General features: G+C 67.4%; 28 protein-coding genes. 15 read left to right on the top strand and 13 right to left on the bottom strand.

Translation table 11 applies throughout. From position 1 onward, the window contains the following. Positions 1-25 precede the first annotated feature (25 nt). Genes AC1DFU_RS20035 through AC1DFU_RS20025 form a run of 3 tightly spaced genes read left to right on the top strand, consistent with a single transcriptional unit; the run spans position 26 to position 2,865 of the window. Positions 26-961: a glutathione S-transferase family protein gene (locus AC1DFU_RS20035; RefSeq protein ID WP_092293169.1), complete on the top strand. Its 936-nt coding sequence runs from the start codon at positions 26-28 to the stop codon at positions 959-961. Between the two features lie 38 nt (positions 962-999). Next, complete coding sequence (locus AC1DFU_RS20030; protein WP_092293172.1) at positions 1,000-1,902, top strand: SDR family oxidoreductase; 903 nt, start codon at positions 1,000-1,002, stop codon at positions 1,900-1,902. A gap of 30 nt (positions 1,903-1,932) precedes the next feature. After that, on the top strand, positions 1,933-2,865 hold the full coding sequence (locus AC1DFU_RS20025) for an alpha/beta fold hydrolase (RefSeq protein WP_441591038.1): 933 nt from the start codon (positions 1,933-1,935) through the stop codon (positions 2,863-2,865). Positions 2,866-2,892: 27 nt separating this feature from the next. On the opposite strand, the gene AC1DFU_RS20020 is transcribed toward AC1DFU_RS20025, so the two are convergent. Next, positions 2,893-3,414, bottom strand: coding sequence for an O-acetyl-ADP-ribose deacetylase (locus tag AC1DFU_RS20020; protein WP_092293176.1), 522 nt, complete (start codon positions 3,412-3,414; stop codon positions 2,893-2,895). A 196-nt stretch (positions 3,415-3,610) separates the two neighbouring features. On the opposite strand from AC1DFU_RS20020, the gene AC1DFU_RS20015 reads away from it, so the two are divergent. The 3 genes from AC1DFU_RS20015 to AC1DFU_RS20005 all read left to right on the top strand — a co-directional run bounded on the left by AC1DFU_RS20015 (position 3,611) and on the right by AC1DFU_RS20005 (position 6,162). Continuing rightward, positions 3,611-4,627, top strand: coding sequence for an alpha/beta hydrolase (locus AC1DFU_RS20015; RefSeq protein ID WP_092293178.1), 1,017 nt, complete (start codon positions 3,611-3,613; stop codon positions 4,625-4,627). Positions 4,628-4,673: 46 nt separating this feature from the next. Next, entirely contained in the window at positions 4,674-5,657 is a 984-nt protein-coding gene (locus tag AC1DFU_RS20010) for a tripartite tricarboxylate transporter substrate binding protein (RefSeq protein WP_092293180.1), read from the top strand. Between the two features lie 67 nt (positions 5,658-5,724). Further along, entirely contained in the window at positions 5,725-6,162 is a 438-nt protein-coding gene (locus AC1DFU_RS20005) for a YbgC/FadM family acyl-CoA thioesterase (protein WP_092293182.1), read from the top strand. A gap of 53 nt (positions 6,163-6,215) precedes the next feature. On the opposite strand, the gene denD is transcribed toward AC1DFU_RS20005, so the two are convergent. The 7 genes from denD to AC1DFU_RS19970 all read right to left on the bottom strand — a co-directional run bounded on the left by denD (position 6,216) and on the right by AC1DFU_RS19970 (position 13,187). Continuing rightward, on the bottom strand, positions 6,216-7,187 hold the full coding sequence (gene denD, locus AC1DFU_RS20000; protein WP_441591037.1) for a D-erythronate dehydrogenase: 972 nt from the start codon (positions 7,185-7,187) through the stop codon (positions 6,216-6,218). A gap of 30 nt (positions 7,188-7,217) precedes the next feature. Next, positions 7,218-8,000 carry a 2-oxo-tetronate isomerase gene (gene otnI / locus AC1DFU_RS19995; RefSeq protein ID WP_441591036.1) on the bottom strand — a complete coding sequence of 261 codons (783 nt, stop codon included), beginning with the start codon at positions 7,998-8,000 and terminating at the stop codon, positions 7,218-7,220. A 24-nt stretch (positions 8,001-8,024) separates the two neighbouring features. After that, a complete protein-coding gene (locus tag AC1DFU_RS19990; protein ID WP_369823377.1) occupies positions 8,025-9,410 on the bottom strand; it encodes an MFS transporter in 1,386 nt (461 codons plus the stop codon). Positions 9,411-9,550: 140 nt separating this feature from the next. Further along, on the bottom strand, positions 9,551-10,210 hold the full coding sequence (gene otnC, locus AC1DFU_RS19985) for a 3-oxo-tetronate 4-phosphate decarboxylase (RefSeq protein WP_441591035.1): 660 nt from the start codon (positions 10,208-10,210) through the stop codon (positions 9,551-9,553). Further along, a complete protein-coding gene (gene otnK, locus AC1DFU_RS19980; RefSeq protein WP_441591172.1) occupies positions 10,207-11,511 on the bottom strand; it encodes a 3-oxo-tetronate kinase in 1,305 nt (434 codons plus the stop codon). Before otnK ends, otnC begins: the two co-directional genes overlap by 4 nt. A gap of 12 nt (positions 11,512-11,523) precedes the next feature. After that, positions 11,524-12,420 carry an L-threonate dehydrogenase gene (gene ltnD / locus AC1DFU_RS19975; protein ID WP_092293190.1) on the bottom strand — a complete coding sequence of 299 codons (897 nt, stop codon included), beginning with the start codon at positions 12,418-12,420 and terminating at the stop codon, positions 11,524-11,526. A gap of 23 nt (positions 12,421-12,443) precedes the next feature. Next, the gene (locus AC1DFU_RS19970; protein WP_092293192.1) at positions 12,444-13,187 is read right to left on the bottom strand and encodes a FadR/GntR family transcriptional regulator; all 744 of its coding nucleotides are present in this window, start codon (positions 13,185-13,187) and stop codon (positions 12,444-12,446) included. A gap of 161 nt (positions 13,188-13,348) precedes the next feature. Here AC1DFU_RS19970 and AC1DFU_RS19965 point away from each other — a divergent pair, with 161 nt between their 5' ends. Beyond that, complete coding sequence (locus AC1DFU_RS19965) at positions 13,349-13,771, top strand: GNAT family N-acetyltransferase (RefSeq protein WP_092293193.1); 423 nt, start codon at positions 13,349-13,351, stop codon at positions 13,769-13,771. 6 nt (positions 13,772-13,777) lie between these two features. Here AC1DFU_RS19965 and AC1DFU_RS19960 read toward each other — a convergent pair whose 3' ends face one another. From AC1DFU_RS19960 to ygfZ, 3 genes are read right to left on the bottom strand one after another with little or no spacing between them, the layout of a single operon-like run. Next, positions 13,778-14,638, bottom strand: coding sequence for an NRDE family protein (locus tag AC1DFU_RS19960; protein WP_092293195.1), 861 nt, complete (start codon positions 14,636-14,638; stop codon positions 13,778-13,780). Between the two features lie 57 nt (positions 14,639-14,695). Further along, positions 14,696-14,986 carry a DUF4936 family protein gene (locus AC1DFU_RS19955; protein ID WP_441591034.1) on the bottom strand — a complete coding sequence of 97 codons (291 nt, stop codon included), beginning with the start codon at positions 14,984-14,986 and terminating at the stop codon, positions 14,696-14,698. Positions 14,987-15,005: 19 nt separating this feature from the next. After that, complete coding sequence (gene ygfZ / locus AC1DFU_RS19950; protein ID WP_092293199.1) at positions 15,006-16,013, bottom strand: CAF17-like 4Fe-4S cluster assembly/insertion protein YgfZ; 1,008 nt, start codon at positions 16,011-16,013, stop codon at positions 15,006-15,008. Positions 16,014-16,267: 254 nt separating this feature from the next. Between ygfZ and mltG the strand changes: the two genes are divergently transcribed. From mltG to AC1DFU_RS19915, 7 genes are all read left to right on the top strand, one after another. After that, entirely contained in the window at positions 16,268-17,263 is a 996-nt protein-coding gene (gene mltG / locus AC1DFU_RS19945; protein ID WP_441591033.1) for an endolytic transglycosylase MltG, read from the top strand. Between the two features lie 7 nt (positions 17,264-17,270). Continuing rightward, the gene (tmk, locus tag AC1DFU_RS19940) at positions 17,271-17,882 is read left to right on the top strand and encodes a dTMP kinase (RefSeq protein ID WP_441591032.1); all 612 of its coding nucleotides are present in this window, start codon (positions 17,271-17,273) and stop codon (positions 17,880-17,882) included. Positions 17,883-17,968: 86 nt separating this feature from the next. Continuing rightward, positions 17,969-18,997: a DNA polymerase III subunit delta' gene (locus AC1DFU_RS19935; protein ID WP_092293205.1), complete on the top strand. Its 1,029-nt coding sequence runs from the start codon at positions 17,969-17,971 to the stop codon at positions 18,995-18,997. Between the two features lie 114 nt (positions 18,998-19,111). Beyond that, on the top strand, positions 19,112-19,549 hold the full coding sequence (locus AC1DFU_RS19930) for a PilZ domain-containing protein (protein WP_441591031.1): 438 nt from the start codon (positions 19,112-19,114) through the stop codon (positions 19,547-19,549). A 47-nt stretch (positions 19,550-19,596) separates the two neighbouring features. Then, on the top strand, positions 19,597-20,106 hold the full coding sequence (locus AC1DFU_RS19925; protein ID WP_441591030.1) for a GNAT family N-acetyltransferase: 510 nt from the start codon (positions 19,597-19,599) through the stop codon (positions 20,104-20,106). A gap of 20 nt (positions 20,107-20,126) precedes the next feature. Then, positions 20,127-20,921 (top strand): TatD family hydrolase, encoded by a 795-nt coding sequence (locus tag AC1DFU_RS19920; RefSeq protein ID WP_092293211.1) that lies wholly within the window; start codon positions 20,127-20,129, stop codon positions 20,919-20,921. Beyond that, positions 20,914-21,660, top strand: a complete 747-nt coding sequence (locus AC1DFU_RS19915) for an ankyrin repeat domain-containing protein (protein WP_092293213.1) — start codon at positions 20,914-20,916, stop codon at positions 21,658-21,660. The genes AC1DFU_RS19920 and AC1DFU_RS19915 overlap by 8 nt, the downstream gene beginning before the upstream one ends. Before the next feature lie 38 nt (positions 21,661-21,698). On the opposite strand, the gene AC1DFU_RS19910 is transcribed toward AC1DFU_RS19915, so the two are convergent. Both AC1DFU_RS19910 and pdxR read right to left on the bottom strand, forming a co-directional pair. Then, positions 21,699-22,793, bottom strand: coding sequence for a J domain-containing protein (locus AC1DFU_RS19910; RefSeq protein WP_092293215.1), 1,095 nt, complete (start codon positions 22,791-22,793; stop codon positions 21,699-21,701). Between the two features lie 60 nt (positions 22,794-22,853). After that, on the bottom strand, positions 22,854-24,362 hold the full coding sequence (gene pdxR, locus AC1DFU_RS19905; RefSeq protein ID WP_092293217.1) for a MocR-like pyridoxine biosynthesis transcription factor PdxR: 1,509 nt from the start codon (positions 24,360-24,362) through the stop codon (positions 22,854-22,856). Between the two features lie 323 nt (positions 24,363-24,685). On the opposite strand from pdxR, the gene AC1DFU_RS19900 reads away from it, so the two are divergent. Continuing rightward, positions 24,686-26,302 (top strand): cbb3-type cytochrome c oxidase subunit I, encoded by a 1,617-nt coding sequence (locus AC1DFU_RS19900; RefSeq protein WP_441591029.1) that lies wholly within the window; start codon positions 24,686-24,688, stop codon positions 26,300-26,302. Position 26,303 lies beyond the last annotated feature (1 nt).

Genomic DNA, 26,303 nt, shown 5'->3' with positions numbered 1-26,303 from the left:
CCCGACCTGACCGGACCCGCATCGCATGCCTGACATCATCCTGCATCAGTACGCCACCTCGCCGTTTTCCGAGAAGATTCGTCTCGTGCTCGGCGCCAAGGGCTTGACCTGGAACGCGGTGGAGATCCCACCCATTCTGCCCAAGCCCGACCTGCTGGCGCTGACCGGCGGCTACCGGCGCACCCCGGTGATGCAGATTGGCGCGGACATCTATTGCGATACGGCGCTGATCTGCGACGTGCTGGACCGGCTGGCCCCCCAGCCGCCGCTCTATCCGGCCATCCAGGCTGCCTCGGCGCGGTTGGCGGCGGCGTGGATCGACAGCGCGCTGTTCACGGCCTCGGTCACCTACACGATGCAGCCAGCCGGCGTGCAGGCGATGCTGGCGCACCTGACGCCGGGCCAGGTGCAGGCGTTCATCGCCGACCGCAAGGCCATGCGCGGCGATACCAACGCGCTGCGCATGCCGCTGCCCGAGGCCGCCGCGATGCTCCACGACACGCTGGGCCGCCTGCAGGAGCAGTTCGCAGCCGGCGTGCCGCATGTGGCCGGCCCGGAATTGTCGATTGCCGATTTCTCGCTGTTCCACAACCTCTGGTTCATCCGCCGCGCCACGCCGCTGGCGGCGATCCTCGACGGCTACCCGCTGGTCAAGACCTGGTTCGCGCGCATGCAGGCGTACGGCCACGGCAAGCTGCGCGTGGTGCCGCCCGAGACCGCCATCGCCGACGCGCTGAACCACGACCCGCTGCCGCACGACACCACCATCCTGCCCGGCAGCGGCCTGGCGGCGGGCGACCCGGTCACGGTCACGCCCACCGATTATGCGAAGGATCCCGTCGCCGGCGTGCTGCTGACGCTGACCGGCCACGTGGTCACCATCCGCCGGCAGGACCCGCGTGCCGGCGCCGTCAACGTCCATTTCCCGCGGCAGGGCTACCACGTGCAGTCCGCCGCCTGACATCCCTATATAAGAAGGCATCTGCCGGAGGAGACGATATGAAGCAGTTCGAGAGCAAGGTGGCGGTGATCACCGGCGGCGCGTCCGGTTTCGGCAAGGAATTCGCCCGGATCGGTGCCTCGCTGGGCATGAAGCTGGTGCTGGCCGATGTGCAGGAGGATGCACTCGACACAACTGTCGCCGAATTCAAGGCGCAGGGCGTGCAAGTCATCGGCCTGCGCACCGATGTGTCGCGCGCCGAAGACATGCAGGCGCTGGCTGACGCGGCGATGACCGCGTTCGGCGAAGTCCACCTGCTGTTCAACAACGCCGGCGTCGGCGCGGGCGGGCTGCTCTGGGAAAACACCCAGAAGGACTGGGACTGGGTGCTCGGCGTGAACCTCTACGGCGTGATCCACGGCGTGCGGATCTTCACCCCGCTGATGCTGGCCGCTGCGACGAAGGATCCGGGCTACCAGGGCCATATCGTCAATACGGCGTCGATGGCGGGGCTGCTGAACCCGCCGGCGATGGGGGTCTACAACGTCTCCAAGCACGCGGTGGTGTCGCTATCGGAATCGCTCTACCAGGATCTGAGCCTGGTCACGGAGCAGGTGCATTGCTCGGTGCTGTGCCCGTACTTCGTGCCGACCGGCATCAGCCAGTCGCAGCGCAACCGGCCGGCCGGGCTGGCCAATGAGGCACCGCCCACGCGCTCGCAACTGGTGTCGCAGGCGTTGTCGGACAAGGCCGTGCATTCGGGCAAGGTGACGGCGGCCGATGTGGCGCAGCTCACTTTCGACGCCATCCGCGACGAAAGCTTCTATATTTACTCCCACCCGCAGGCGCTGGAGACGGTGCGGCAACGCATGGAGGACATCGTCGGCCAGCGCAATCCGGGCGATCCGTTCGGCGACAAGAAAGAAGTGCGCGCCGGCCTGATCGCCGCGCTGCGCGGCTGAACCGAGCCACCCTAACATAAAGGAGTGGCGATGGAGACCGCGATGACCGCACCCGCTGTGATTCAGCACCTGCAGTTTGCCAACCTGCCCAACGGCACCCGCCTCCATTACGCGAGCGCCGGGGAGCAGGGCAGGCCGCTGATCCTGTTCGTGCATGGCTTTCCCGAGTTCTGGTACGCCTGGGAGCACCAGTTGGCGCAGTTCGGCCAGACCCATTTCGCCGTGGCGCCGGACCTGCGTGGGTTCAACCTGTCCAGCAAGCCGGCCGAGCCGGACGCCTACAAACCGAAGCATCTGGTCGAGGATCTCGTGCAGTTCGTGCGCGCGCTGGGCTACCAGCGCTGCGTGGTGGTGGCGCACGACTGGGGCGGGGCGATCTGCTGGAACCTCGCCATCCAGCATCCGGATCTGGTCGAGCAGTTGATCATCATCAACTCGCCCCATCCCTATGTGTTTGCGCGCGCGCTGTCGGCCGATGCGGCGCAGCAAAAGGCATCGGGCTATATGAACTGGCTGCGCAAGCCGGGGTCCGAGCAGGCGCTGGCCGCTGACGAATTCGCGCTGCTGGAGAAGATGCTGACGGGCGATGCCGACCGGCTGCCCGCCTGGTTTAACGGCGAGACGCGCACGCGGTACCACGCGGCGTGGTCGCAGCCGGGCGATGCCGGGAGCCATCCGCTTACGGGGGGCGTGAACTACTACCGCGCCTCGCCGATGCACCCGCCCGGGCCGGGCGAAGCCGCGCCGGACATCTCGCGGCTCGATCCGTCGGCCTTCCTCGTACGCGTGCCCACGCTGGTGATCTGGGGCGAGAACGACCGCGCGCTACCGAAGACGCTCGCGGACGGGCTGGAGGACTTCGTCCCCGACCTGCGCCTGGAGCGGATTCCGGAAGGCACGCACTGGATCATCCACGAGCAGCCCGAGCGGATCAATCTGCTGATCCGCAGCGCGCTGCCGTGATCGATCGTGGAGGGTGGTGAAGGGTGACTAGGTGAGCCGCTCGCGATACAGGCGGTAGTTCTCGTCATCGAAGCAGACGAAGGTCACCTGCTCCAGGCTCGGCGCCTTGGGCAGGGCGTCCCGCACGGCGCGGATGGCGATGTCCACGGCGCGCTCGCGCGGAAAGCCGTAGATGCCGGTGCTGATGTTCGGGAAGGCGAGGGTGCGCAGGCCCTGCTCGCCGGCCAGCCGCACGCTGTTGCGGTAGGCGTTGGCCAGCAGCGCGTCCTCGTTCTGGCTCCCGCCTTTCCAGACCGGCCCCACTGCATGGATGACATAGGGCGCCGGCAGCAGGCCGCCCGTGGTGATGACCGCTTCGCCGGTCGGGCAGCCGCCCTGTGCATCGCGGATCGCCCGGCACGCGTTCATGATGGCCGGCCCGCCCGCGCCGTGGATGGCGCCGTCCACACCCCCGCCGCCCAACAAGCCGTTGTTCGCGGCATTGACGATGGCATCGACCTCCAGCCGCGTAATATCCCCGTGTACAACCTGCAAGTGCTCGCCTGTCATGGTGTCTCCCGATGGAATACGCTCTCAGCATAGCCGCTGATGTGGTCGATGATCGCGCAAAAGCGTCGCCAAAACACATCGCCGGAATGATTTCGTCATGCTGCAACCGCAAAACGCTGGCATGATACGGAAAACGAACGATCGTTCACTATTCGAACCTCGACAATATTCAGAGACAGCTTCCTCGGGTCAGTCCATGTCCGCCAAGCCTTTGCCGACCGATTCCGCGTCCGGTGTTCCTCCTGGCAAGTCCTCCCAGCCGCTCGACCCGCAAGTTGCGCAGTTGCTGGACCTGATCGCGCGCGCCAAGCGCCCGCCGATCCACGCGCTGGACGTGGCGGACGCCAAGATTGCGTACGAGAAAAGCGCCCCGATCCTCGATATTTCGCCGCCGCCCGTCCATGACGTGGAGAACTTCGCCATCCCGGCGCGCGACGGCCATCAGATTCCGGTGCGGCTCTATGCACCGCGCGAGGCAAGCTGGGCCGATCCGCTGCCGTTGCTGGTGTATTTCCACGGCGGCGGGTTTACAGTGGGGAGTGTCAATTCGCACGATGCGCTGTGCCGCACGTTCTGCATGGGCGCGGAATGCCTGGTGTTGTCGGTGGACTACCGGCTCGGGCCGGACTGGAAATTCCCGACGGCCGCCAACGATGCGTTCGACGCGCTGCACTGGGTCGTCGCCGAAGCCGAGCGGCTGGGCGCCGACCCGGCCCGGATCGCGCTCGGCGGCGACAGCGCCGGCGGCACGCTGGCCGCAGCCAGCGCCGTGGCGGCCCGCAACGCCGGCCTGGCGCCGGTGCTGCAACTGCTGATCTATCCAGGCACGAGCGCGCGGCAGGACACACCCTCGCACCGCGCACTGGCCGAGGGCTACCTGCTCACTGGCGACATGATCCAGTGGTTCTTTTCGCACTATCTGGGCCAGGACGCCGACCGTGACGACTGGCGCTTCGCGCCGCTGGACGGGGGCGGTACCGGCGCCGATGTGCGCGGGGTATGCCCGGCCTGGATCGCCGTGGCCGGCTACGACCCCTTGCATGACGAGGGCGTGGCCTACGCCGCCAAGCTCCAGGCGGCGGGCGTGCCGGCCACGCTGGTCGACTATCCGTCGATGATTCACGATTTTTTCAAGCTCGGCCGCTTCGTGCCGGCTGTACTACAGGCGCACGCCGACGCCAACGGCGCGCTCCGTCAAGCATTCAAGACCTGAAGTCGCAATATTGCAGAACTGCAGCAGAAGAAGGAGACATTGACTTATGCAACGCCGCCATTTCATCGCCCGTGCGGGCATGCTCGCCGCCACGGCCGCGATCGGTTTCGCAGCCCTGCCGGCCCACGCGCAGGCGGACAAATTCCCAACCCGGCCGATCCGCCTGATCATCGGCTACACGGCGGGCGGTTCCACCGACATCCCGTTCCGTGTGCTGGCCGACAACGCCTCAAAGATCCTCGGCCAGCCCGTGATCGTCGAGAACAAGCCGGGTGCCGGCGGCGTGCTGCCGGCCCAGTTGATGCAATCCACGGCGCCTGACGGCTACACGCTGGCCCAGGTCGCCATGCCGGTCTACCGCCTGCCGTACACCACCAAGATCAACTGGGATCCGGTGAAGGACCTGTCGTACGTCATCAACCTGGCCGGGTATTCGTTCGGTCTGGTGGTGCCGGCCGATTCGCCGATCAAGACGATGCAGGAGTACGTGGCCTACGCCAAGGCCAATCCGGGCAAGCTGACCTACGGCTCGCCAGGCTCGATGACCACGCTGCACCTGACCATGGAAGAACTGGCCATGCGCCAGGGCGTGCAGTTCTCGCATATTCCTTACAAAGGCAACTCGGAATCGATGCAGGCCCTGCTGGGCGGCCACGTGATGTCGGTGGCGGACACGCCGGCGTGGGCGCAGTATGTGGAGCAGGGCAAGCTGCGCCTGCTGTCCACCTGGGGCGAGAAGCGCTCGGCGCGCTTCCCGAACGTGCCGACGCTAAAGGAACTCGGCATGGGCATCGTCCAGACGTCGCCGTTCGGGCTGGTTGTGCCGAAGGGCACGGACCCGAAGATCGTGCAGAAACTGCATGACGCGTTCAAGAAGGCGATGGAAATGCCGAACTACCGCGAGTCGCTCGCCAAGTTCGACATGGAGCCGTACTACATGAGCAGCGAGCAGTACGCGGCTTTCGCCGCCGAGACGGTCAAGAAGGAAAAGGCCATCATCGAGAAGCTGGGCCTGGCCAAGGCACAGTAATTCGCTGAATGACGATGACATGCGGGCGCCCCTCGAGGCGCCCGTATTGGCTTGGGGAATACGAAACATGGCGAAAGAGGATTTCCGCCACAGCGTGCCGCTGCGCGTGCGCTGGGCCGAGGTGGACCCGCAGTCCATCGTCTTCAACGCGCACTACCTGACGTATTGCGATATCTGCGTGACCGAGTACTGGCGCGCGGTGGGCATCCGCTATCCCGAAGACGTGCTCCACGCGCACGGCGTGGACATCTTCGTGGTGAAGTCGACCCTGGAATACCACGCCTCGGCGCGGTTCGACGACGTGCTGGAGATCCGCGGCCGCATGGCCCGCCTGGGCCGCTCGAGCATGCTGTTCCGCGTGGAAATGTATCGCGGCGACGAACACCTGATCACCGGGGAGGTGATCTACGTCTGCGCTGACCCGGCCACGCAGAAATCGGCCCCGATCCCCGGGCAGGTCAGGGAGACGATCGAGGCGTACGAGGTGGTGAAGCCGGAGCGGTAGGGCGGAGGCTTTCGGGGACGAAAACCTCCGCAATCGAACCGCAGTCGGACGGTTTAGCCCCCGATTCCCGCATCCTCCATATAGCCGCGGATCACGTCATCGAAGCTCGCGTCGCTCTGGAAGCCCAGTTCGACGGCGCGGGTGACGTCCCATGCCGCCGGCCAGGTGCCGACGATGTTCTCGATGCGTTCTTCGCGCTGCCAGGTGACGCGGTCGGCCACGGTGTCGCCGGCCACGCGCCGGAGCGCCTCGACCATCTGCTTGGCGGTTACCGACAGGCCCGGCAGGTTCACCACGCGGCGGTTGCCGAAGCGCGCGCCGTCCAGTTCCAGGCCGTTGACCAGCGCCGTGATGGCGCCGCGCGGCGAGAGCAGCCACAGCGACGTCTCGGGGGCCACCGGGCAGTTGGCGGCCTCGCCGGCCAGCGGTTCGCGGATGATGCCGCTGGCGAACGACGACGCCGCCGCGTTGGGCTTGCCCGGGCGGACGCTGATGGTCGGCAGGCGCAGTACGCGGCCATCGACGAAGCCGCGTCGGCTGTAGTCGGACAGCAGCAGTTCGCCGATGGCCTTCTGCGCGCCGTACGACGACTGCGGGTTCAGCGCGGTGTCGTCCTGCACTACGGCCGGCAGCTTGCCGCCATAGACGGCCACCGAACTCGTGAACACCACGCGCGGGCGGTGGCCCAGCTGGCGGCAGGTTTCGAGCAGCGCGCGCGAGGCATCGAGGTTCACGCGCATGCCAAGGTCGAAATCGGCCTCGGCTTGCCCGCTGACCACGGCGGCCAGGTGGAACACGGCGCCGGTATCGGCATCCATCGCGCGGGCCAGCACGGCCGGGTCGGAGAGGTCGCCGGTGACCACGCGCACGCGCGCATCGTCGATCTGCGGCGCCACGACGTCCAGCAGCGTCAGGCGGTCGATCGTGACGGCCTTGCCGTCGAGGTTCAGGCTGCCGCGCTTGAGCAGCAGGCGGGCCAGTTGCAGGCCGAGGAAGCCGGCGCCGCCGGTAATCAGTACATTCATGGTTGCAGCTCAGTCGTGTAGACGTTCAGTTCAGCGATTGATGTACGGCTTCAGCCAGCCGAGACCCGCCGAGGTGCCCGCGCGCGGGCGGTACTCGCAGCCGATCCAGCCGTCGTAGCCGAGTTCGTCGATCACGTTGAACAGGTAGGGATAGTTCAGTTCGCCCAGATCCGGCTCGTGGCGGTCCGGCACGCCGGCGATCTGGATATGGCCGATGCCCGCGAAGTCGCGCTTGAGCTTGACCGCGAGGTCGCCCTCGACGATCTGGCAGTGGTAGCAGTCGAACTGCACCTTCAGGTTGGCGGCGCCCACCTGCTGGCAGATGGCCTGGCCGTCGTCCTGGCGGTTCAGGAAGTAGCCCGGCATGTCGCGCGTGTTGATCGGCTCGATCAGCACCGTCACGCCCTGCGCGGCGGCCGAGGCGGCGGCATAGGCCAGGTTCTCGAGATACGTGGCACGCGCCTTCGCGCGGTCCGCATCGGCCGGCACCAGGCCGGCCATCACGTGGACGCGGTCGTTGCCGATCACGCCGGCGTACTCGAGCGCCCGCGCGAACGCGGTGCGGAACTCGGTTTCGCGGCCGGGCAGGGCGGCGATGCCGCGCTCGCCCGCGCCCCAGTCGCCCGGCGGCGCATTGAACAGTGCCTGGGTCAGCCCGTTGTCATCGAGCCGCTTGCGGATCTCGGCAGCCGGATGATCGTACGGGAACAGGTATTCCACCGCCTGGAAACCGTCCGCCGCCGCGGCGGCGAACCGGTCCAGAAAATCGTGCTCGGTGTACATCATCGAGAGGTTCGCGGCAAAGCGCGGCATGGCGGTCTCCTAGGAGGAATGGAATCAGCGGTTGACCATCTTAGCGGGCGTCAGCCACACCAGCAGCGCGCCCACCACCAGGATGCCGGACAGCACATACATCGGCAGCTGCGTGCTGTGGGTCAGATCCTTCAGCGTGCCCACCATGTACGGCGAGACAAAGCCGGCGAGGTTGCCCACCGAGTTGACCACGGCGATGCCCGATGCGGCGGCGATGCCCGACAGGAACGCCGTCGGCAGCGACCAGAACAGCGGTGCGCAGGTCAACACCCCGGCGGCCGCCAGGGACAGCGCGGCGATGGCTACCACAGTATTGTCGGTGAACGAGGCCGCGATGGCAAAGCCCACGGCACCCATCAGGGCCGGCACGATCAGGTGCCAGCGGCGTTCGCGACGGGCGTCGGCGCTGTGGCCGAGGATGTTCATGACGACGATGGCGCAGACGAACGGAATCGCCGAGAGCAGGCCGATCTTCAGGTTGCCGCTTACGCCGCTGGCCTTGACCAGGGTCGGCATCCAGAACGTCAGCGCGTACTGGCCGGTCACGAAGCAGAAGTAGATCAGGCACATCCACCACACGCGGCGGTCGCTGAACACGGCGCCGAGCGAATGCACGCCGCGCTGGCCGTTGGCCGTGGCGGCGGCGCTGGCGTTGCGCTCGTCTTCCTCGATATTGCGCTTGAGCACGCGCTTTTCATCGGCGTCGAGCCACGGGGCCTTGTCGATGCCGTCGCGCAGCACGAAGACCGTGACGACACCGATCAGGAATGCCGGCAGGGCCTCGATGAAGAACATCCACTGCCAGCCGGCCCAGCCGTGCGTGTCGTGGAAGGCGTCCATGATCCAGCCCGAGAGCGGGTTGCCGAACATGCCGGCCACCGGAATGCCCGACATGAACAGCGCGATCATCTTGGCGCGGCGGTCGGCCGGGAACCAGTAGGTGAGGTACAGGATCACGCCGGGATAGAAGCCCGCTTCAGCCAGACCGAGCAGGAAGCGCATGATGTAGAACGTGGTCGGCGTCTTCACGAACACGAAGAGCGCCGAGATGATGCCCCACGTGATCATGATCCGCGCGATCCAGATGCGCGCGCCGATGCGGTGCATCAGCAGGTTGCTGGGCACCTCGAACAGGAAGTAGCCGATGAAGAACAGCCCGGCGCCGAGGCCGAACACGGTTTCGGAGAATTGCAGGTCCTGGGCCATCTGCAGCTTGGCGAAGCCCACGTTCACGCGATCGAGGTAGGCGATCACGTAGCAGAGCATCAGGAACGGCATGATGCGCCAGAACACCTTCTTGTAGGCGCGTTTCTCGATGACGGCGTCGGCGTCGAGCCGGCCGCTGGCGGGAATGGCAGCCGCGCCGGCCGCCGTGTGGGAAGTATTCACGTTTGAGGTCTCCAATTTCATGGCCGTCGGATGACGGCCGGCAATCGTTGGCGCGCACGCATCCCGCGCGGGGCCGGGGGCACCACGCAGCTCGCGTCGCGAAAATCGTCGCGTTTTGTCCTAGGGGGGCGTTCTACTGATCGACGTCGGGCCTGCCCGGGCTACCAGCGCGCCTTGAAGGCGTCGCGCAGCTCGGTCAACGCAGCCTCATCGAGGCTGGCGCGGTCGGCAAAGCCGGCCTGGTCCTTGAGCATCATCCATAACTTGGCGGTCTCCTCCAGTTCTTCCAGCGCGTACGCCGCGCGCGAGACACTGTCTTCCCACACCACCGGCCCGAGGCGCGCCAGCAGCACGCCGCGCACGTCGTTGGCCAGCGTGGCCACGCGCGCGGCCACGGCTGGGTCGCCGGGACGGTGGTAGGGAATCAGCGGTATATGACCCACCTTCATCACGTGGTACGGCGTGAGAGGGGGCAGGACATCGTCGGGCTGCCAGACGCCAGCCAGCGTCAGCGCCACCAGGTGCGTGGAGTGGGTATGGACCACGCCATGCACGTTCGGATTGTTGTCGTAGACGGCGCGGTGCAGCGTCAGCGTCTTGGACGGCTTGTCGCCGGACACCCAACTGCCGTCCAGGCCGACCTTGGCCACGGCGGCCGGGTCGAGCGTGCCGAGGCAGGCGTCGGTCGGCGTGATCAGCCAGCCGTCATCGAGCCGGGCGCTGATATTGCCCGCCGTGCCGACCGTGTAGCCGCGCTGGTAGAGGCTGACGCCGACGCGGCAGATCTCCTCGCGCAGCGCGGATTCCGTCTTGCCGCTCATTGCGCCGCTCCCAGCGCGCGCAGCGCCTCGTCGAAGAAATTCTCGCCGCCGAAGTTGCCCGATTTCAGGGCCAGCGCAAGTGGCGTGGCGTCCAGCGTGACCGTGGCGGGCACGCCCGGCGCGATCTGCGTGCCGATACGCAGCGCCTGCACGGCGAGCGACTGGACCACGGCGCCGGAGGTCTCGCCGCCGGCCACCACGAAGCGGCGCGTGCCCGAGGCCTTGAGCGCGGCGGCGATGCCAGCCAGCGCGGCCTCCACCAGATGGCCGGCGCGCTCCACGCCCAGTTCGGCCTGCACGGCCTTGACCTGATCCGGGGTGGCGGTGGCGTAGATCAGCACGGGTTCAGCGCGATCGGCGGCAAAGGCCAGCGCCTCGTCCACCACCGGCTCGCCACGGGCCAGCCGGAGGGGGTCGATGCGCAGGGCGGGGCGCTTCTGGGCGATCCAGTGCACTACCTGCCCATTGGTGGCGCGCGACGCGCTGCCAGCCAGCACCACACCGTGGCCATCGACGGACGGCACCTCGGCGGCATCCACGCGTTGCGGCAGCAGGCCGGCACGGCGGAAGTTCTCGGGCAAGCCCAGGGCGATACCGGAGCCGCCGGTGATCAGCGGCAGGTCGGCGCAGGCCTGGCCGAGCGTGAACAGGTCGGCGTCGGAGATCGCATCGGCAATCGCCAGCCGCGCGCCTTCGGCACGCAGGGCGCCGATGCGCGTGCGGGTCTCGTCGGCACCGCGCGCCACGCTGTCGTAGCGCAGCAGGCCGACCTTGCTCTGGCTCTGGCGTTGCAGCACGCGCACCAGGTTGGCGTCGGTCATCGGCGTGAGCGGATGGTGTTCCATGCCGGACTCGCTCAGCAGCGTATCGGCCACGAACAGGTGACCGCGGAAGATGGTGCGGCCGTTCTCGGGGAAGGCCGGGCAGGCGATGGTGAAGTCGCTGCCCAGCGCCTCGAGCAGCGCCTCGGCCACGGGGCCGATGTTGCCGGCGTCCGTCGAATCGAAGGTTGAGCAGTACTTGAACACGAACTGGCGGCAGCCCTGGGCGCGCAGCCAGGCCAGCGCGGCCAGCGATTGCGCGACGGCGTCGGCGGCCGGGATGGTGCGGGACTTCAGCGCCACGACGATGGCGTCCGCTTGCACGGCGTCATCGGCCGTACCGGCTGCTGGCACGCCAATCGTCTGCACGGTGCGCATGCCATTGCGAACCAGCGTGTTGGCGAGGTCGGTGGCGCCGGTGAAGTCGTCAGCAATGCAGCCGAGCAGGGGCGTGTGGGTCGATGGGGTCGATGCAGTCATCATCGCGCTCCCTTACTTGGCCTTGGCCGCCGGCAGTTCGATGCCGGGGAAGATCTTGATCACGGCCGAGTCGTCCTCGCCGCCGTGGCCGGCGGTGGAGGCCATCATGAACATCTGGTGTGCGGCGGCGGACAGCGGCAGCGGGAATTTGCTGGTGCGCGCGGTGTCGAGCACCATCCCCAGATCCTTGACGAAGATGTCAACGGCGGACAGCGGGGTGTAGTCGCCGGAGAGGATGTGCGGCACGCGGTTCTCGAACATCCACGAGTTGCCGGCGCTGTGCGTGATGACGTCGTAGAGCGCGTCCGGGTCCACGCCCTCGCGCAGGCCCAGCGCCATGGCCTCGGCGGCGGCAGCGATATGCACGCCGGCCAGCAGCTGGTTGATGATCTTGACCTTGGAGCCGGCACCGTGCGCGTCGCCCAGGCGGTAGACCTTGCCCGCCATCGCGGCCAGCACGTCCTCGGCCAGCGCGTAGGCCTCGGCGGGGCCGGAGGTCATCATGGTCATTTCGCCGCTGGCGGCGCGGGCTGCGCCACCGGAGACCGGTGCGTCCAGCAGCAGCAGGCCGCGCTCGGCCAGCCGCTTGCCCAGCGTCTCGGCGAAGACGGGCGGCACGGTGGCGCTGGCGATGACCAGCTTGCCGGCGGACATGGCCGGCACGGCCCCGTTGTCACCGAACAGCACCGCTTCCGTTTGCGCGGCGTTCACCACCAGCGTGATGACCACGTCGCAACGTTCGCCGAGTTCGGCCGGATTGGCGCACGGCACACCGCCGGCATCGGCAAAGCGTTGCAGCACCTCGGGGCGCAGGTCGCAGGCGTGGACCTTGAAACCGGCACGCAGCAGCGACTGCGCGACACCATTGCCCATTGCGCCCAAACCGATGACGCCGACATTGCGGGACATATTGAATCTCCTACGGAAGTGTTTCAGTGCGAGCGGAGGCCGTCGCGTTCGGCCGGCGTGTCCTCGCCCAGTTGGGCGAGGCGGCGCGCGGCGTTGTACATGTGGGTCTGCGCGGCGTTGCGCGCGGCATCGGCATCGCCGGCGCGGATGGCCGCGACGATGGTCTGGTGTTCCTCGCGCACCTGGCGCGAGAAGTCCTCGCGGCGGGCTTCGTTGGTGCGGGTCACCCGCGTGGCGGTTTCGAGGTACTGGCTCAGGAAGGCCAGCGTCTTCAGGAAATAGGGGTTGCCGGTGGCTTCGGCAATGGCACGGTGGAAGGCCACGTCCGCCTGCACGCCATCGCCGCCTTCGGCCACGGTGGCATCGAGGTGCGCCAGCGCGGCGTCGATATTGGTCATGGCCGTATCGGTGCGGCGGCGCGCGGCCTGCGCGGCTACCTCGGCTTCGATCGAACGGCGCAGTTCCACGATCTGGAGCACCGATTCGAGCGTGCCGGTATCGGTGTAGTCGATGCGCAGCGGCCGGATGCCCGCCTGATCGGTGACGAATACGCCGCTTCCCTGGCGCGATTCCACCAGCCCCTCGTACTTCAGCCGGGCAATCGCCTCGCGGACCACGGTGCGGCTGACGCCGAATTCCTCGGACAGCACGGCCTCTGTCGGCAACTTGGCGCCGCGCGGGAAGGCGCCACCTTCGATCTTCTCGAGCAGTTGTTCGGCAACGCTGTCGGTCAGGGCGCGGGCGGGAATTTTCTGGAAGACGGGCACGGCGAGGGAGGGCAGTGATCAGGTAGTCAGGTCATCATACAAATTTTCGGCGCGCCTGCCGACCGGGGAAACCCTAGGATGTTTGGTGCATTGCGTTACGATTCGCCCGTTGCGCAGCGTATCATTGCGCCTTTCTACAGACTTCCAAGCTGGATCGAATCATGTCCGAGACCGTCATCGTTTGCGCCTGGGCCGAAGCCCTCGAGCGCGCCCGCGCCATCCGCTACAGCGTTTTTGTCGAGGAGCAGGGTGTGCCGGTGGAACTGGAATGGGACGACATGGACGAGCCGAGCTGGCACGCGCTGGCATTCGCCGCCGATGGCACGCCCGTGGCCACGGGCCGGCTGCTGCCGGACGGCCACATCGGCCGCATGGCCGTGCTGAAGGTGGCGCGCGGCACCGGCATGGGTGCGAAGGTGCTGGACGCGCTGATGGCCAAGGCCGCTGAACTCGGTTATCCCGAACTGATCCTCAACGCGCAGACCCACGCGGCGCCGTTCTACGCGCGCGTGGGGTTCGAGCAGGTGGGTGAGGAATTCGAGGAAGCCGGCATCCCGCACGTGGAGATGCGGAAACGGATTTAACAGTGATTACCGGGGCGCCGGCACGGTGCCCGGGTCGCGCGCCACGTTGAGCCGGCCGCGATACATCACCTCGCCGGTCGGACCATTCGCATCGAAGCTGCGCTCGCTGAAGTCGAAACGGCCATCGTGCCGCACGCGGAGCAGCGTGCTGGCGCGCGTGCCGTAGCTCGGCGAGCGGATGAACGACGACGACAGCAGCTTTTCCCATTCCGGCGCCACGCCCGTGCGCGGCAATTCCCAGTCGGGCGCCTGACGGTCGTCAGCCAGCAGTTGCAGGTACGGTTCCGCGCTGGCGGTAGGCTGGCCGCTATCCGCTGCCAACACTTCGCACATCGCGCCCACGCGGCTGCGCACCTTGGGCCACGGCGTATCGAGCAGCGCGTTGGACAAGCCGTAGAGCCCCGGCTTGAGCCGTTGCGGCTGGCGCGACGGCGAACGGTTGCTGTACCACCAGAGGTCGTGCAGATCGCTCGCGAGCAGGTTGAAGCCGTTGTAGGCGCCGTGGTCGCCGGCCAGCGCATGCAGGTATTCGTCGGCGCTCTGGTTGCCGCGCAAAAACTGCGACACCAGTTCGCCGCGCGAGCGCGCATCGGTGCGCTTCTCGGACGGCGCGCGGTAATTGGTCAGCGCGGCAAAGCGCGCGCCCGGGTGGGCGTGGCCGGCATGCTGGGCGTCAGCGCCCGCAATGCCCATCCACGTACCGGGTTCGCCAATCACTTCCGCGAGGTCGCGACCGCCCAGCACGTGGGGGGCATCCTGCCACCAGTGCGCGGCCGCCGCCGGGCGGGCATAGAACTCGTCGCGGTTGCCGGCAACCACCAGGGCATAGTCCGGGTGCGATTGCCAGGCCACCAGAATCAGGCACATAGCACTTCCTTTACAACTTGATCAGTCGATGTCTTCATGCAGCACACTGCAAGACAACTACAAGACATCGAGATCCACGAACCGTTCCGCCATCCGCTCGCCGCTGACCCATTGCGACAACCCGCTCTGGTGCCACAGGCCCGTGAGCGTGGCGTCGAAGGCGGGCGGCACATCGGCATAGCATTCCATCCAGGTTTGCAGGCCGGCGCGGGTCTCGGGCCTGCGCATGAGCGTACCACCAATCCCGGTGGCTTCGGCCACCGTTTCCATCCAGCGGTGCCAGTGGGGCAGGGCCTCGACGGCCCGCTCGTCCGGTACCTTGAAATAGACGTACAGATGATCGCTCATGTCGGCGCTCCGGGGAGATTCAGCCGGCCGCTTCGGCCGCATTCGGCAGCGGCACTTCGTACGGCAGCGCACGCGTGGCCACGGCCGGGCCGTCAGCAGCGCCGAGCCGCAGCGCGCCCGTGGCCGCCTCGATCTTCAGTTCCGCCAGCGCATCCCAGCCGCCCTCAGGCGACGGCGCCGCGTTGACGATCATCCCGCACGGCTGTTCCGGGTCTTCCGGGCGGAAGATCTCGGCGGCAGCGGCCGGTACCTCGCCATCGCCATGCAGGCGCCACATGCGCCGCTTGAGCGTGCCGCGATACTGGCTGCGCGCCACGACTTCCTGGCCCGGATAGCAGCCCTTGCGGAAGTTCACGCCGCCAATCAGCTCGAAATTGATCATCTGCGGCACGAACTGCTCCTGCGTCGGCGTGCTGATGCGCGGCACGCCGGAGAGCACGTCGAGCCAGTCCCAGAAGGCCGGCGCGGCGGCGTCGAGGTTGCCGGACAGCGTCTGCTGCAGGGCGGCGATGCGCTCCGCCGGGGCCACGATCTGCCAGCGCGGGGCGCCATCGGCATCAGCCAGACGAATCACGGTGACGCCTTCGGCACTCGCTGCCTGGAGCGGACCCTGCGGCGCGGGCAGGCCCGCCACGGCGAGCGCGCCGGCGGCAGCCGGGCCGGCCACGCCGAGCACGCCATGCGTGGCGGAAAGATCGGACAGCTTGGCCTTGGCACGCAGCACGAACATGCTCAGGCGCTTCTGGATGGCCGGCTGGATGTCGGCCGAGATCTGCAGGACGATGCCGTCGGCATCGCGCCACATGAGGAAGCTGGCTTGCAGGCGACCCTTGGGCGAGCAGTAGCCGGCCAGCCGCGCCGTGTCCGGGGACAGATCCTCGACGGCGTTGGTCAGTTGGGTGTGCAGGAACGCGGCGGCATCGTCGCCGGCCACGCGGATCAGCCCGACGCCAGCAGGCGTGGCGATTACGCCGGTGCGGCGCAGCGATTCAAGGCTCGAAGCCAGGGTGGGAGTTGCGTTGGACATGCAATCAGGCCGGTTGGCGAACAGGTGACGGGAGGCGGCGGCACGCCGAATGGGGTGCCGCCGCCTCCTCTATATAGGGACGCTTGCCGCCAGGGCAAATCGGCAACGTGACGATGCGGGCTCGTGGCGGCGCGGGGCTCCCGGTATTATATGGGGCTGTCGCCATTCCGGCCCGCCGCCCTGCCGATCCCGACCCGCCGTTGGGGGCATGGCGTTGGCATCACCCTGGCGTCGCCAAAATTCACCAATCCTCCATGAAACGTATTGTTCTGCGTCTGATCGGGGTCCTGCTGGTCTTTGCCCTGGCAGCCGCCGGCGGCTTCGCCTGGTGGGCGCACCAGCCGGTCGGCCTGTCCGCCTCGCCCGTCGAGGTCATCATCAAGCCCAGTTCGGGCGTTGCCAGCGTCGGCCGCCAGATCCAGCGCGGCGGCGTGTCGATGGACCCGCGCCTGTTCCAGTTGCTGGCCCGCATCACCGGCCACGGCGCCGACCTCAAGGCCGGCGGCTACCAGTTCGAGACCGGTATCGCGCCGCTCGACATCATCGAGAAGATGGTGAAGGGCGAGGTCACGCACTATGTGGTTACCGTGATCGAAGGCTGGGAATTTCGCAAGATGCGGGCGGCGGTCGATGCCAACCCGGCACTCAAGCACGACACGGCGGGCATGTCCGATGCAGACCTGATGAAGGCCATCGGTGCGACGGAACCGTCACCCGAGGGGCTGTTTTTCCCCGATACCTACCTGTTCGCGCGCGGCAGTAGCGATGTCGAGCTGTTTCGCCACGCTTACCGCGCCATGCAGAAGCGCCTGAACGAAGCCTGGAACGCCCGCGCGCCGGACCTCCCGTACAAGACGCCGTACGAGGCGCTGGTCATGGCCTCCATCGTGGAGAAGGAGACCGGGCAGGCCGTGGAGCGGCCGATGATTGCCGCCGTGTTCATCAACCGGCTGCGCAAGAACATGATGCTGCAGACCGATCCGACCGTGATCTATGGCGTGGGCGAGTCGTTCGACGGCAACCTGCGCAAGAAGGACCTGCAGACGGACACCCCGTACAATACGTACACCCGCACCGGCCTGCCGCCCACGCCGATCGCGCTGCCGGGCATCGCCTCGCTGGCCGCGGCCACCACGCCGGCGCCGTCCGATGCGCTGTACTTCGTGGCGCGCGGCGACGGCAGCAGCCATTTCTCCAATTCGCTTCCCGAACACAATCGCGCGGTAGATAAATACCAGCGCGGCAAATAAGCCTTTCATGCGCGGAAAATTCATTACCTTCGAAGGCATCGACGGCGCCGGCAAGAGCACCCATATCGACTGGGTGGCCGAACGCCTGCGCGCACGTGCCGATACGGGCAGCGTGGTGACCACGCGCGAGCCGGGCGGCACGCCGCTGGGCGAGGACCTGCGCCAGCTGCTGCTGCACCGGCCGATGCACCTGGAAACCGAGGCGCTGCTGATGTTCGCGGCGCGCCGCGAGCACATCGCCGAAGTCATCGAGCCAGCCCTGTCTCGAGGCGACTGGGTGATCTCGGACCGATTCACCGACGCCACGTTCGCCTATCAGGGCGGCGGGCGGGGCCTGCCCACCGGGCGGCTGGAAGTGCTCGAAACCTGGGTGCAGGGCGGCCTGCAACCCGACCTGACCCTGTTGTTCGACGTCCCGCTGGAGACCGCCAGTGCGCGGCTGGCCGGCGCGCGTTCGCCGGACAAGTTCGAGGCCGAATCGCGCGCCTTCTTCCAGCGCACGCGTGACGAGTACCTGCGCCGTGCGGCGGCAGCCCCGGCGCGCTTCCGGGTCATTGACGCCACGCGCTCGGTCGACGAGATTCGCGTAACGCTCGAGGAAATCATCGCAAGCCTTTGATCCGGATGGCCTATATGGCGGCGATGATGTCCGCTGGCCACCCTCCGACAATACATGAGCGATCCCTGCTAACTGACTGAATCGGCATGCTTTATCCCTGGCAACGAGAAGACTGGCAACGACTGGCTGCGCTGCGCCCCCGGCTGCCGCACGCGATGCTGCTGCATGGCCAGCAAGGCATTGGCAAGCGGGACCTGGCGCTGCATTTCGCCCAGGGCCTGCTGTGCGAGTCGGCTCTTGCCGATGGCCAGCCGTGCAATACCTGCGGGGCCTGCCACTGGTTCAGCCAGGGCAACCATCCCGATTTCACGGTGGTCCGCCCCGAGGCGCTCGATGCGAGCGGCGAGGCGGATGGCGAGGCCGAGGGCGGCGCCAAGAAGAAGGCGCCAAGCAAGATCATCCGCATGGAGCAGGTGCGCGCGCTGATCGAGGCCGTGGGCGTGGGCACGCACCGCGCCGGGCTGCGCGTGGTGGTGGTCTATCCGCTCGATGCCCTGCAGACCGAAGGCGCGAACGCGCTGCTGAAGACGCTTGAAGAGCCGCCGCCGTCCACGGTTTTCCTGCTGGTGACCGACCGGCTGGACCGCGTGCTGCCGACCATCCTGTCCCGCTGCCGCCAGTTTTCCGTGGAGCGCCCCACGGCCGCCGCCGCGCTGGACTGGCTGCGCAGCCAGGGCGTGGCCGATGCCGAGGCGCAACTGGCGCTGGCTGGCGGATCGCCGCTGACGGCGCTCCATGCCGCCGAAGCCGAGGAGCAGCCGATGCAGCGCTGGCTGGTCTCGCAACTGGGCGCGGGCGCCGCGTTCGACGCGCTGGCCGCCGCCGAGCAGCTTCAGAAGCTGCCGGTGCCGGCCGTGCTCGGCACGCTCCAGCGCTGGACCTATGACCTGCTGGCGCTCTGCGTCGGCACCGGCGCGGTCCGCTATTTCCCGAAGGAGCAGGCGGCGCTGGCGCGTTGTGCCGGCGCCACCGATGCCCACCGCCTCCAGGCGTTCAGCGCCCGGCTGGTCGGCCATCGGCGCAACGAGAACCATCCGTTGGCGGCGCGCCTCGTCATGGAGTCCGTTTTCCTCGATTACCGGCATTTGTTCCAGGGAAGTGCCGCCGGGCGATAGGAATCGGGCGCCGCCCGTGGTAAAAGCTAACGCAGTCAAGCTGTCGATTTGTCAAACGCGCCAAATAGCGCCGCACCAAGCGGACAGGGCGCAACGCCAAACAGGGGTCAAACAATGAATGCACCAGTCACCGGCGCGCCCGTGCGTCCGGCCGCACCCGGAGCACCCGGAGCACCCGCCACCGTGCCGGGCCAACCTGCCACGGCAGGCGCCGCGCAGCGGCCGAACGTGCTGTCGCTGTCGATCAAGGACCAGGCGGGGCTGTACGCGGCCTACATGCCGTTCCTGACGCGCGGCGGTATCTTCGTGCCGTCCAACCGGCCGTTCCGGATTGGCGAACAGGTGTTCCTGGTGCTGTCCCTGCTGGACCGCCCGCAGAAATACCAGGTGCAGGGCACGGTGGCGTGGATCACGCCGGCCGGTACGCCGATGAAGACCCCCGGCGTGGGCGTGCATCTGCCCGAGGACGACAATGGCCGCAACCTGCGCCGTGCCGTCGAGGAAATCCTGGGCAAGGCCATCGATTCCGGACGGCCGACCCAGACCTTGTAGCAATCTGATCATCCACGCGAAGTTAGCTTCGCAAGTATTTGTTATTCATGCGTATTTCCGATTTCACCCTGCGCCTGGCCACGCCAGCCGACCTGCCCGGCATCGTCGAGATCTATAACAGTACGGTGCCATCGCGCATGGTCACGGCGGATACGGAGCCGGTGAGCGTGGCGTCCCGCCAGGCGTGGTTCGACGCCCATCAGCCGGAGCGCCGCCCGCTGTGGGTGTGCGAGGATGCCGAGGGCCGTATGGCCGGCTGGCTCAGCTACTCGGATTTCTATGGCCGTCCGGCCTATGGCGCGACCGCCGAGCTGTCGATCTACCTACACGCGGACCGCCGTGGGCAAGGGCTGGGGCGCTACCTGCTCGAGCAGGCCATCGCCCATGCCCCGCAGGTGGGCGTGACCACGCTGCTCGGTTTCATCTTCGGCCACAACACGCCGAGCCTGGCCCTGTTCGAGCGGCACGGTTTCGCCCGCTGGGGCGACCTGCCGCGCGTTGCGGTGCTCGATGGCATTGAGCGCGATCTCGTGATCGTCGGCCGCCGGCTCGACTGACCCGCATCCAGAGACTGACGATGTTCGTTGATTCCCACTGCCATATCGATTTCCCGGAACTGTCCGAGCGGCTGCCGCAGCTGCTCGAGAACATGAAGGCCAATCAGGTCACCCACGCGCTGTGCATCTCGGTGACGCTGGAGGACTTCCCGCGCGTGCTGGCGCTGGCCGAGCAGCATCCGCACCTGTATGCGTCGGTGGGTGTGCACCCGGACTACGAGGAGGGCGAGGACCCGACGCTCGAACGCCTGCTGGCGCTGTCCGCTCACCCGCGCGTGGTGGGCACCGGCGAGACCGGGCTCGATTACTACCGGCTCAATGGCCGCAGCGTCGACGACATGGAATGGCAGCGCGAGCGCTTCCGCACCCATATCCGCGCCGCCAAACAGACCGGCAAGCCGCTGATCATCCATACCCGGTCGTCGGCGGACGACACGCTGCGCGTGATGCGCGAGGAAAATGCGCGCGAGGCCGGCGGCGTGATGCACTGCTTTACCGAAACCTGGGATGTGGCGAAACAGGCGCTCGACGAGGGCTTCCATATCTCGTTCTCGGGCATCGTCACCTTCAAGAGCGCGGCGGACCTCCAGGAAACCGCCAAGAAGGTGCCGCTGGACCGCATGCTGATCGAGACCGATTCGCCCTATCTGGCGCCGGTGCCGTATCGCGGCAAGACCAATGAGCCGGCCTGGGTGCGCCATGTGGGCGAGTTCATTGCCCAGCTGCGCGGGGTGCCGGTGGAAACCATCGCCGAACAGACGACGGATAATTTCTTCCGTCTCTTCAAGCACATAGACAGGAATGCTCATGTTTGACATGAAGACGATGCGTGGCGCGGCGGCCGCCCTGATGCTGGGCGCCGCCACGGCAGGCTGGGCCGCGCCGGCGGACGACATGCGCAAGGCCGTGGAATTCGACGATGCCAACACGGTGCAGAAACTGCTGGCGCGCGGCGTGGACCCGAACCTGACCGACGCCCGGGGCAACCCGATGCTGGTGTTGGCGCTGCGCGAGAAATCGATCAAGGCCGCCACGGTGCTGATCAAGGCGAAGAACATCGACTTCGACAAGACCAACCCGGCCGGCGAGAACGCGCTGATGATGGCCAGCCTGCAGGGCGAGCTGGACATGGTGAAGCTGATGGTCGACGGCGAAGAGGCCGAGATCAACAAGAAGGGCTGGGCGCCGCTGCACTACGCGGCCTCCAACGGCCACAACGAGGTGGTGAAGTACCTCGTCGATCACGCCGCCTATATCGATGCGGAAAGCCCCAACGGCACCACGCCGCTGATGATGGCCGCGCGCGGCGGGCATATCGACACCGTGAAGGTGCTGCTGGACGAGGGCGCGGACCTGCGCCTGAAGAACCAGCAGCGCATGACCGCGATCGACTTTGCCGAGCAGTACAACCAGAAGGAGATTGCCGACGGGCTGAAGTCCCGCTGGCAGAAACTCTATGGCGCGGTACCGGCCCCCGCGCCGAAGCCGGTGCCCTATAACCCCTCGGGCACCCAGGGCGCGCCGAACAAGCAGCCGCAGCCCAAGCCGTACTGAACGGCGACTGAGCTGTTACTGGGCCGGCGCCAGCCGGTTCAGGGAAATTCCGATTCCGTGATGGTCACGCTCTTCGACTTGCCCATCACGCTGTAGAGCGTGAGCGTGTTGTTGGCGAAGCTCGTGCCGTTGGCCTCCTGGATCTCCTTGAGGTCGAAGCGCTCGGAACGGAAGATCTCCCCGGAGTCGAGGCTCCGGTAGCGCACGTCGTAACGGCCGGGCGCAATATTCTCCATCGTGAACATCGACCCGCTGCGTACGAAGCTTGTGCGCACCGGAATCGCCGCGTCACCCTCGATCGATACCAGTTTCAGGAACACATCGGACACATTGCGGGTGTTGTCCACGGTCACCGTGGACAACCCGTTGCTGTTCAGCACCGGATAGCCGGTCAGGTAGCCCGAGCGGCTCGGCCACGGCATGCCGCGCGGCGTGTTGGCCGGCCGGCTGTAGCGGAGCGGTTGCGGCGGGAAGGCTTCCTCGGCCCGGGCCGGCTTGACCAGCGCGACCGGGGTGTCGGCGGCCGAACTGGCGCTGGGCGTCCAGTCGCCAAGCAGGACCACGATGCTGGCCCCCACCGCGATATAGAGCAGGAAGGCCAGATGGGCCGGCAGCGGCTGGCCGCGCGGCGGCGGGCCATCGGGCCGGGGTTCGGGTTTGGGGCGGAAACGGGTCTTCTCGCCGCGCGAGGGGCGGGCTTCTTCGGCTTTCTGCGAGGACTTGTTGTTGGCGCCGCGCGCGGAGGCACCCTGGGCGGACGCACCGCCGGCCTTGGCCCCTCCCGCCGCCCCGGCAGCGCCGCTGGCAGCGCGTGGCTGCCGGGGCTGGGCCTGCGGACGCGCCGTCTGGGGCCGCGCCGTGCCCGGTGCAGGGCGCGGCGGCACCTCGCGGCGGCGGGCGCGGATCGCCTCCATCCGCTCCTGCTCCACGATCCACTGGTCATGCTCCGCGCGCCGCCCGGGGTCGCTCAGGACGTCATAGGCCACGTTCAGCAGCCGCATGATGCGATTGGATTCCTCGCCGTCCGCATGGCGATCGGGATGATATTTCTGGCTAAGCGACTTGTACGCGGCCCGGATTACTTCCTGGGGCGCGTCGCGGGATACCTTGAGGTTGTCGTAATGGGTATGCATCAAGCAGGAAAGACGCAATAGCGGAGGCCGACAACAATTAACGGCAGATTGCCGAATTTTTCAAGGTATAGCGGCCCGGCCCGGCCGCGTATGCTGGCTGGGCAACAGATGCACAGCCCCCGGCAACACCGCCCGGCCGTGGAGTGTGTCCAGCAGCCGCTGCATGGCCGCATCGATCTCCTCGATGCTGAGGCCGCCGTAGCCCATCAGCACGCCGGGGCGCGGTGGCCGCCCCGCGAACATGCCGCTGACGCCGTAGAGCCCGATCGACGCCGCCCCGGCCCGGGCGATAAAGGCGGCTTCGTCAGCCTGTTTCAGGCCGACCGGACGGATTTCGGCCACGAGGTGGATGCCGGCCGACGCCGGCAGCGGGGCCAGCCAGGGCGACAGGTCGAGATCGAGCCAGCGCAGCAGCGCCGCGCGCCGCGCCGCGTACTCCTTGTGCATGCGCCGCAGGTGCTTGGCGAAATAGCCGTCGAGCATGAACTTGGCCAGCGCGGTCTGGGTGAGGGTGCAGCTATGCCAGTCGCTGGTCTGCTTGGCCCGGCACAGCGCCTGCGCCAGCGGGGCGGGCGGAATCACGTAGCCGATGCGCAGTTCCGGAAAAATAGTCTTCGAGAATGTGCCGACATAGGCGACCACGTCGTCATGGTCGAGGCTCTTGAGCGAGTCCATCGGCCGGCCCTCGAAGCGGAATTCGCCGTCGTAGTCGTCCTCCACCACCAGCGCGCCGCGCCGCTGCGCCCAGTCGAGCAGCGCCAGCCGGCGCTCCAGGCTCATCGGCATGCCGAGCGGGAACTGGTGCGAGGGGGTGACATAGATGATGCGGGCGTCCGCGGGCAGGGCGCTGACCACGATGCCATCCGCATCCACCGGTACCGGCACCACCCGGGCGCCCGCCGCCGTAAAGCTCATGCGGGCGGGCGGATAGCCGGGGTCTTCCATGGCCACCACGTCGCCGGGCCGCAGCACCACCCGCGCCAGCAGGGTCAGCGCCTGCTGGGCGCCCTGGGTCATGATCACGTCGTGCCAGTTGCTGACCACGGCGCGGCTGAAGGCCAGGTAGCGCGACACCGCCAGCCGCAGCTCCGGCTCGCCGGCCGGATCCCGGTAGCCTGCCGGCACGCGCGCCTGCACGCGTATCGCATGGCTCACGCAGCGGCGCCACTGGTCGAACGGAAACAGCCGCTTTTCGGTCACGCCGCCCATGAAGTCGTACTGCGGGGAGACGCCCTCCTGGCGGATCGGCAGCGCGTCCGGCATCGATTCCCAGAGCGCGTCGGCCGGCTGCAAGGCCGTGGCGTGCGTGGGCAGGTTGCCGCGCCGCGTCATGGCCGCCGCCACGAAGGTGCCCTCGCCGGTGCGCGAGCGCAGATAGCCCTCGGCGGTGAGCCGTTCGAAGACATCGAGTGTTGTCTTTCGGGAAACACCGAGTTGCGTGGCAAGTTCGCGCGTCGACGGGAGCCGCTCTCCAGCGGCCAGCCGGCCGTCGAGAATACCGGCGCGCAACTGGCGATAAATCTGACTGGCCAGGCCGTGGCGGCCTTCAATGCTCAAGTGGACGTTCATGATGGGGGCGGGGGCGAGTCATCGGTCGGAAAACCGCGCGCAGGCAGGCGCTGCCGCCATTCTAGTTAAGTTGCATCTTTGATGCAATTTAAGGTAATTCGACAAAAAACCACGCTGCGGGGGCGGGGACCGGCGCGGCGCTCTCCAGGGGGCGGGCTCCCATCGGTGCCTCGATTCAGTACCCGCTGCGCGCCCCCTGCGCGTATCGCGCCTGCAACCTGAGGCGGCGGTGGTCACCCAAAAAACGCAGGAAGTGGCTATGGGCGCCTATCCGCCCCGTGCGTAATCTGCGCAGGACTCATCTCATGCCTGCCGGCAATGCCATGAATACCATCGCCATTCTGCTCTCCGCGTTCCTGCTTTCCGTGATCGCGCTGGCGGCCTTTATCTGGAGCATGCAGAAGGGCCTGTTCGATACTTCGCCAGCCGCCGCGCGGGTGATCTTTGCCGACGGCGAGACCGGGCACCCCGAGGATCCTGCCTCGGCGCACCTGACGCCCGGGCTGGACGATCCCTCCCGCGATGCCGCCGATGCATCTTCCGCGGCAGTCGTGTTCCTGTTCATCTGCTGCGCCATGGTGTGGCTGGTGGTGGCGTCGATGGCCGGGCTCACCGCCTCGATCAAGCTGCACGAACCGGACCTGCTCGCCAGCGTGCCCTGGCTGTCCTTTGGCCGCATCCGCACCATCCACCTGAACGCCGTGGCCTACGGCTGGGCGCCGATGGCCGGGCTGGCCATCGCCCTGTTCCTGCTGCCCCGGCTGCTCAAGACGGCGCTGGTCGGCGCCCGTTGGGCGGTGCTGGGGGCGGCGGTGTGGAATGCCGGGCTGATTGCCGGCATCGGCAGCATCGGCGCGGGGATTTCCGATGGGCTGGAGTGGCTCGAGATTCCCTGGCAGGTGGACATCCTGTTCGTGATCGGCGGCGCCTTCGTGGGGTTGCCGCTGGTGCTGACGCTGGTCAACCGGAAGGTGGATCACCTCTACGTGTCGGTCTGGTACATGGGCTGCGCGCTGTTCTGGTTCCCGGTGCTGTTCCTGGTGGCGAACGTGCCGGGCGTGCACTTCGGCGTAGAGCAGGCCACCATGAACTGGTGGTTCGGCCACAACGTGCTGGGGCTGTTCTACACGCCGCTGGCGCTGGCTTCCATCTACTATTTCCTGCCCAAGATCATCGGCCAGCCGGTCCGGTCGTACGGGCTCTCGCTGCTGGGTTTCTGGGCGCTGGCGTTCTTCTACGGGCAGGTGGGCGGCCACCACCTCGTGGGCGGGCCGGTGCCGGGGTGGCTGATTACGCTGTCCATCGTGCAGAGCATGATGATGCTGATTCCGGTGGTCGCGTTCTCCATCAACCAGCACCAGACGCTGCGCGGCAACTTCCGCCGGCTGATCGACTCGCCGACGCTGCGTTTCATCACCTTCGGCGGGATGATGTACACGCTGAGTTCCATCCAGGGCTCGTTCGAGGCGCTGCGCACGGTGAGCCGCGTGGCCCACTTCACGCACTACACCGTGGCCCACGCCCACCTGGGGCTGTACGCGTTCGTCAGCTTCGCCTTCTTCGGCGCGCTGTACTTCATCGTGCCGCGCGTGACCGGCCGCGAATGGCCGTACCGCTGGATGATCTACATGCACTTCTGGCTCGCGGCGGGCGGCATCGGCATCTATTTCGTCTTCCTGAGCATTGGCGGCTGGCTGCAGGGGCTGGCCATGCTGGACGCGGCGCGCCCGTTCATGGACTCGGTCGCCGTGACCCTGCCGTACCTGCGCGCCCGCTCGCTGGGCGGGGCAATGATGCTGACGGGCCATCTGTTCTTCGTGACGAACTTCGTCTGCGCGGTCTTTGGCTTCGGGCCGAATCGTGACCGCCCGGCGCTGTTCCACCAGGGCCGCCTGCGCAAAACGGGCCAGTCGGGCCAAAAACCTGCCGAGGGAGTCTGAA

Source organism: Cupriavidus sp. 10L45, from assembly GCF_056395225.1.
The sequence above is the reverse complement of the archived record's forward strand: the minus strand, read 5'-3'. Positions and strand labels throughout refer to the sequence as shown.

Bases quoted from the DNA above. Each gene is read 5' to 3' on its own strand.
- AC1DFU_RS20035 (WP_092293169.1), top strand. From the start codon at position 26: ATGCCTGACATCATCCTGCATCAGTACGCCACCTCGCCGTTTTCCGAG.
- AC1DFU_RS20030 (WP_092293172.1), top strand. From the start codon at position 1,000: ATGAAGCAGTTCGAGAGCAAGGTGGCGGTGATCACCGGCGGCGCGTCC.
- AC1DFU_RS20025 (WP_441591038.1), top strand. From the start codon at position 1,933: ATGGAGACCGCGATGACCGCACCCGCTGTGATTCAGCACCTGCAGTTT.
- AC1DFU_RS20020 (WP_092293176.1), bottom strand. From the start codon at position 3,414: ATGACAGGCGAGCACTTGCAGGTTGTACACGGGGATATTACGCGGCTG.
- AC1DFU_RS20015 (WP_092293178.1), top strand. From the start codon at position 3,611: ATGTCCGCCAAGCCTTTGCCGACCGATTCCGCGTCCGGTGTTCCTCCT.
- AC1DFU_RS20010 (WP_092293180.1), top strand. From the start codon at position 4,674: ATGCAACGCCGCCATTTCATCGCCCGTGCGGGCATGCTCGCCGCCACG.
- AC1DFU_RS20005 (WP_092293182.1), top strand. From the start codon at position 5,725: ATGGCGAAAGAGGATTTCCGCCACAGCGTGCCGCTGCGCGTGCGCTGG.
- denD (WP_441591037.1), bottom strand. From the start codon at position 7,187: ATGAATGTACTGATTACCGGCGGCGCCGGCTTCCTCGGCCTGCAACTG.
- otnI (WP_441591036.1), bottom strand. From the start codon at position 8,000: ATGCCGCGCTTTGCCGCGAACCTCTCGATGATGTACACCGAGCACGAT.
- AC1DFU_RS19990 (WP_369823377.1), bottom strand. From the start codon at position 9,410: ATGAAATTGGAGACCTCAAACGTGAATACTTCCCACACGGCGGCCGGC.
- otnC (WP_441591035.1), bottom strand. From the start codon at position 10,210: ATGAGCGGCAAGACGGAATCCGCGCTGCGCGAGGAGATCTGCCGCGTC.
- otnK (WP_441591172.1), bottom strand. From the start codon at position 11,511: ATGACTGCATCGACCCCATCGACCCACACGCCCCTGCTCGGCTGCATT.
- ltnD (WP_092293190.1), bottom strand. From the start codon at position 12,420: ATGTCCCGCAATGTCGGCGTCATCGGTTTGGGCGCAATGGGCAATGGT.
- AC1DFU_RS19965 (WP_092293193.1), top strand. From the start codon at position 13,349: ATGTCCGAGACCGTCATCGTTTGCGCCTGGGCCGAAGCCCTCGAGCGC.
- AC1DFU_RS19960 (WP_092293195.1), bottom strand. From the start codon at position 14,638: ATGTGCCTGATTCTGGTGGCCTGGCAATCGCACCCGGACTATGCCCTG.
- AC1DFU_RS19955 (WP_441591034.1), bottom strand. From the start codon at position 14,986: ATGAGCGATCATCTGTACGTCTATTTCAAGGTACCGGACGAGCGGGCC.
- ygfZ (WP_092293199.1), bottom strand. From the start codon at position 16,013: ATGTCCAACGCAACTCCCACCCTGGCTTCGAGCCTTGAATCGCTGCGC.
- mltG (WP_441591033.1), top strand. From the start codon at position 16,268: ATGAAACGTATTGTTCTGCGTCTGATCGGGGTCCTGCTGGTCTTTGCC.
- tmk (WP_441591032.1), top strand. From the start codon at position 17,271: ATGCGCGGAAAATTCATTACCTTCGAAGGCATCGACGGCGCCGGCAAG.
- AC1DFU_RS19935 (WP_092293205.1), top strand. From the start codon at position 17,969: ATGCTTTATCCCTGGCAACGAGAAGACTGGCAACGACTGGCTGCGCTG.
- AC1DFU_RS19930 (WP_441591031.1), top strand. From the start codon at position 19,112: ATGAATGCACCAGTCACCGGCGCGCCCGTGCGTCCGGCCGCACCCGGA.
- AC1DFU_RS19925 (WP_441591030.1), top strand. From the start codon at position 19,597: ATGCGTATTTCCGATTTCACCCTGCGCCTGGCCACGCCAGCCGACCTG.
- AC1DFU_RS19920 (WP_092293211.1), top strand. From the start codon at position 20,127: ATGTTCGTTGATTCCCACTGCCATATCGATTTCCCGGAACTGTCCGAG.
- AC1DFU_RS19915 (WP_092293213.1), top strand. From the start codon at position 20,914: ATGTTTGACATGAAGACGATGCGTGGCGCGGCGGCCGCCCTGATGCTG.
- AC1DFU_RS19910 (WP_092293215.1), bottom strand. From the start codon at position 22,793: ATGCATACCCATTACGACAACCTCAAGGTATCCCGCGACGCGCCCCAG.
- pdxR (WP_092293217.1), bottom strand. From the start codon at position 24,362: ATGAACGTCCACTTGAGCATTGAAGGCCGCCACGGCCTGGCCAGTCAG.
- AC1DFU_RS19900 (WP_441591029.1), top strand. From the start codon at position 24,686: ATGAATACCATCGCCATTCTGCTCTCCGCGTTCCTGCTTTCCGTGATC.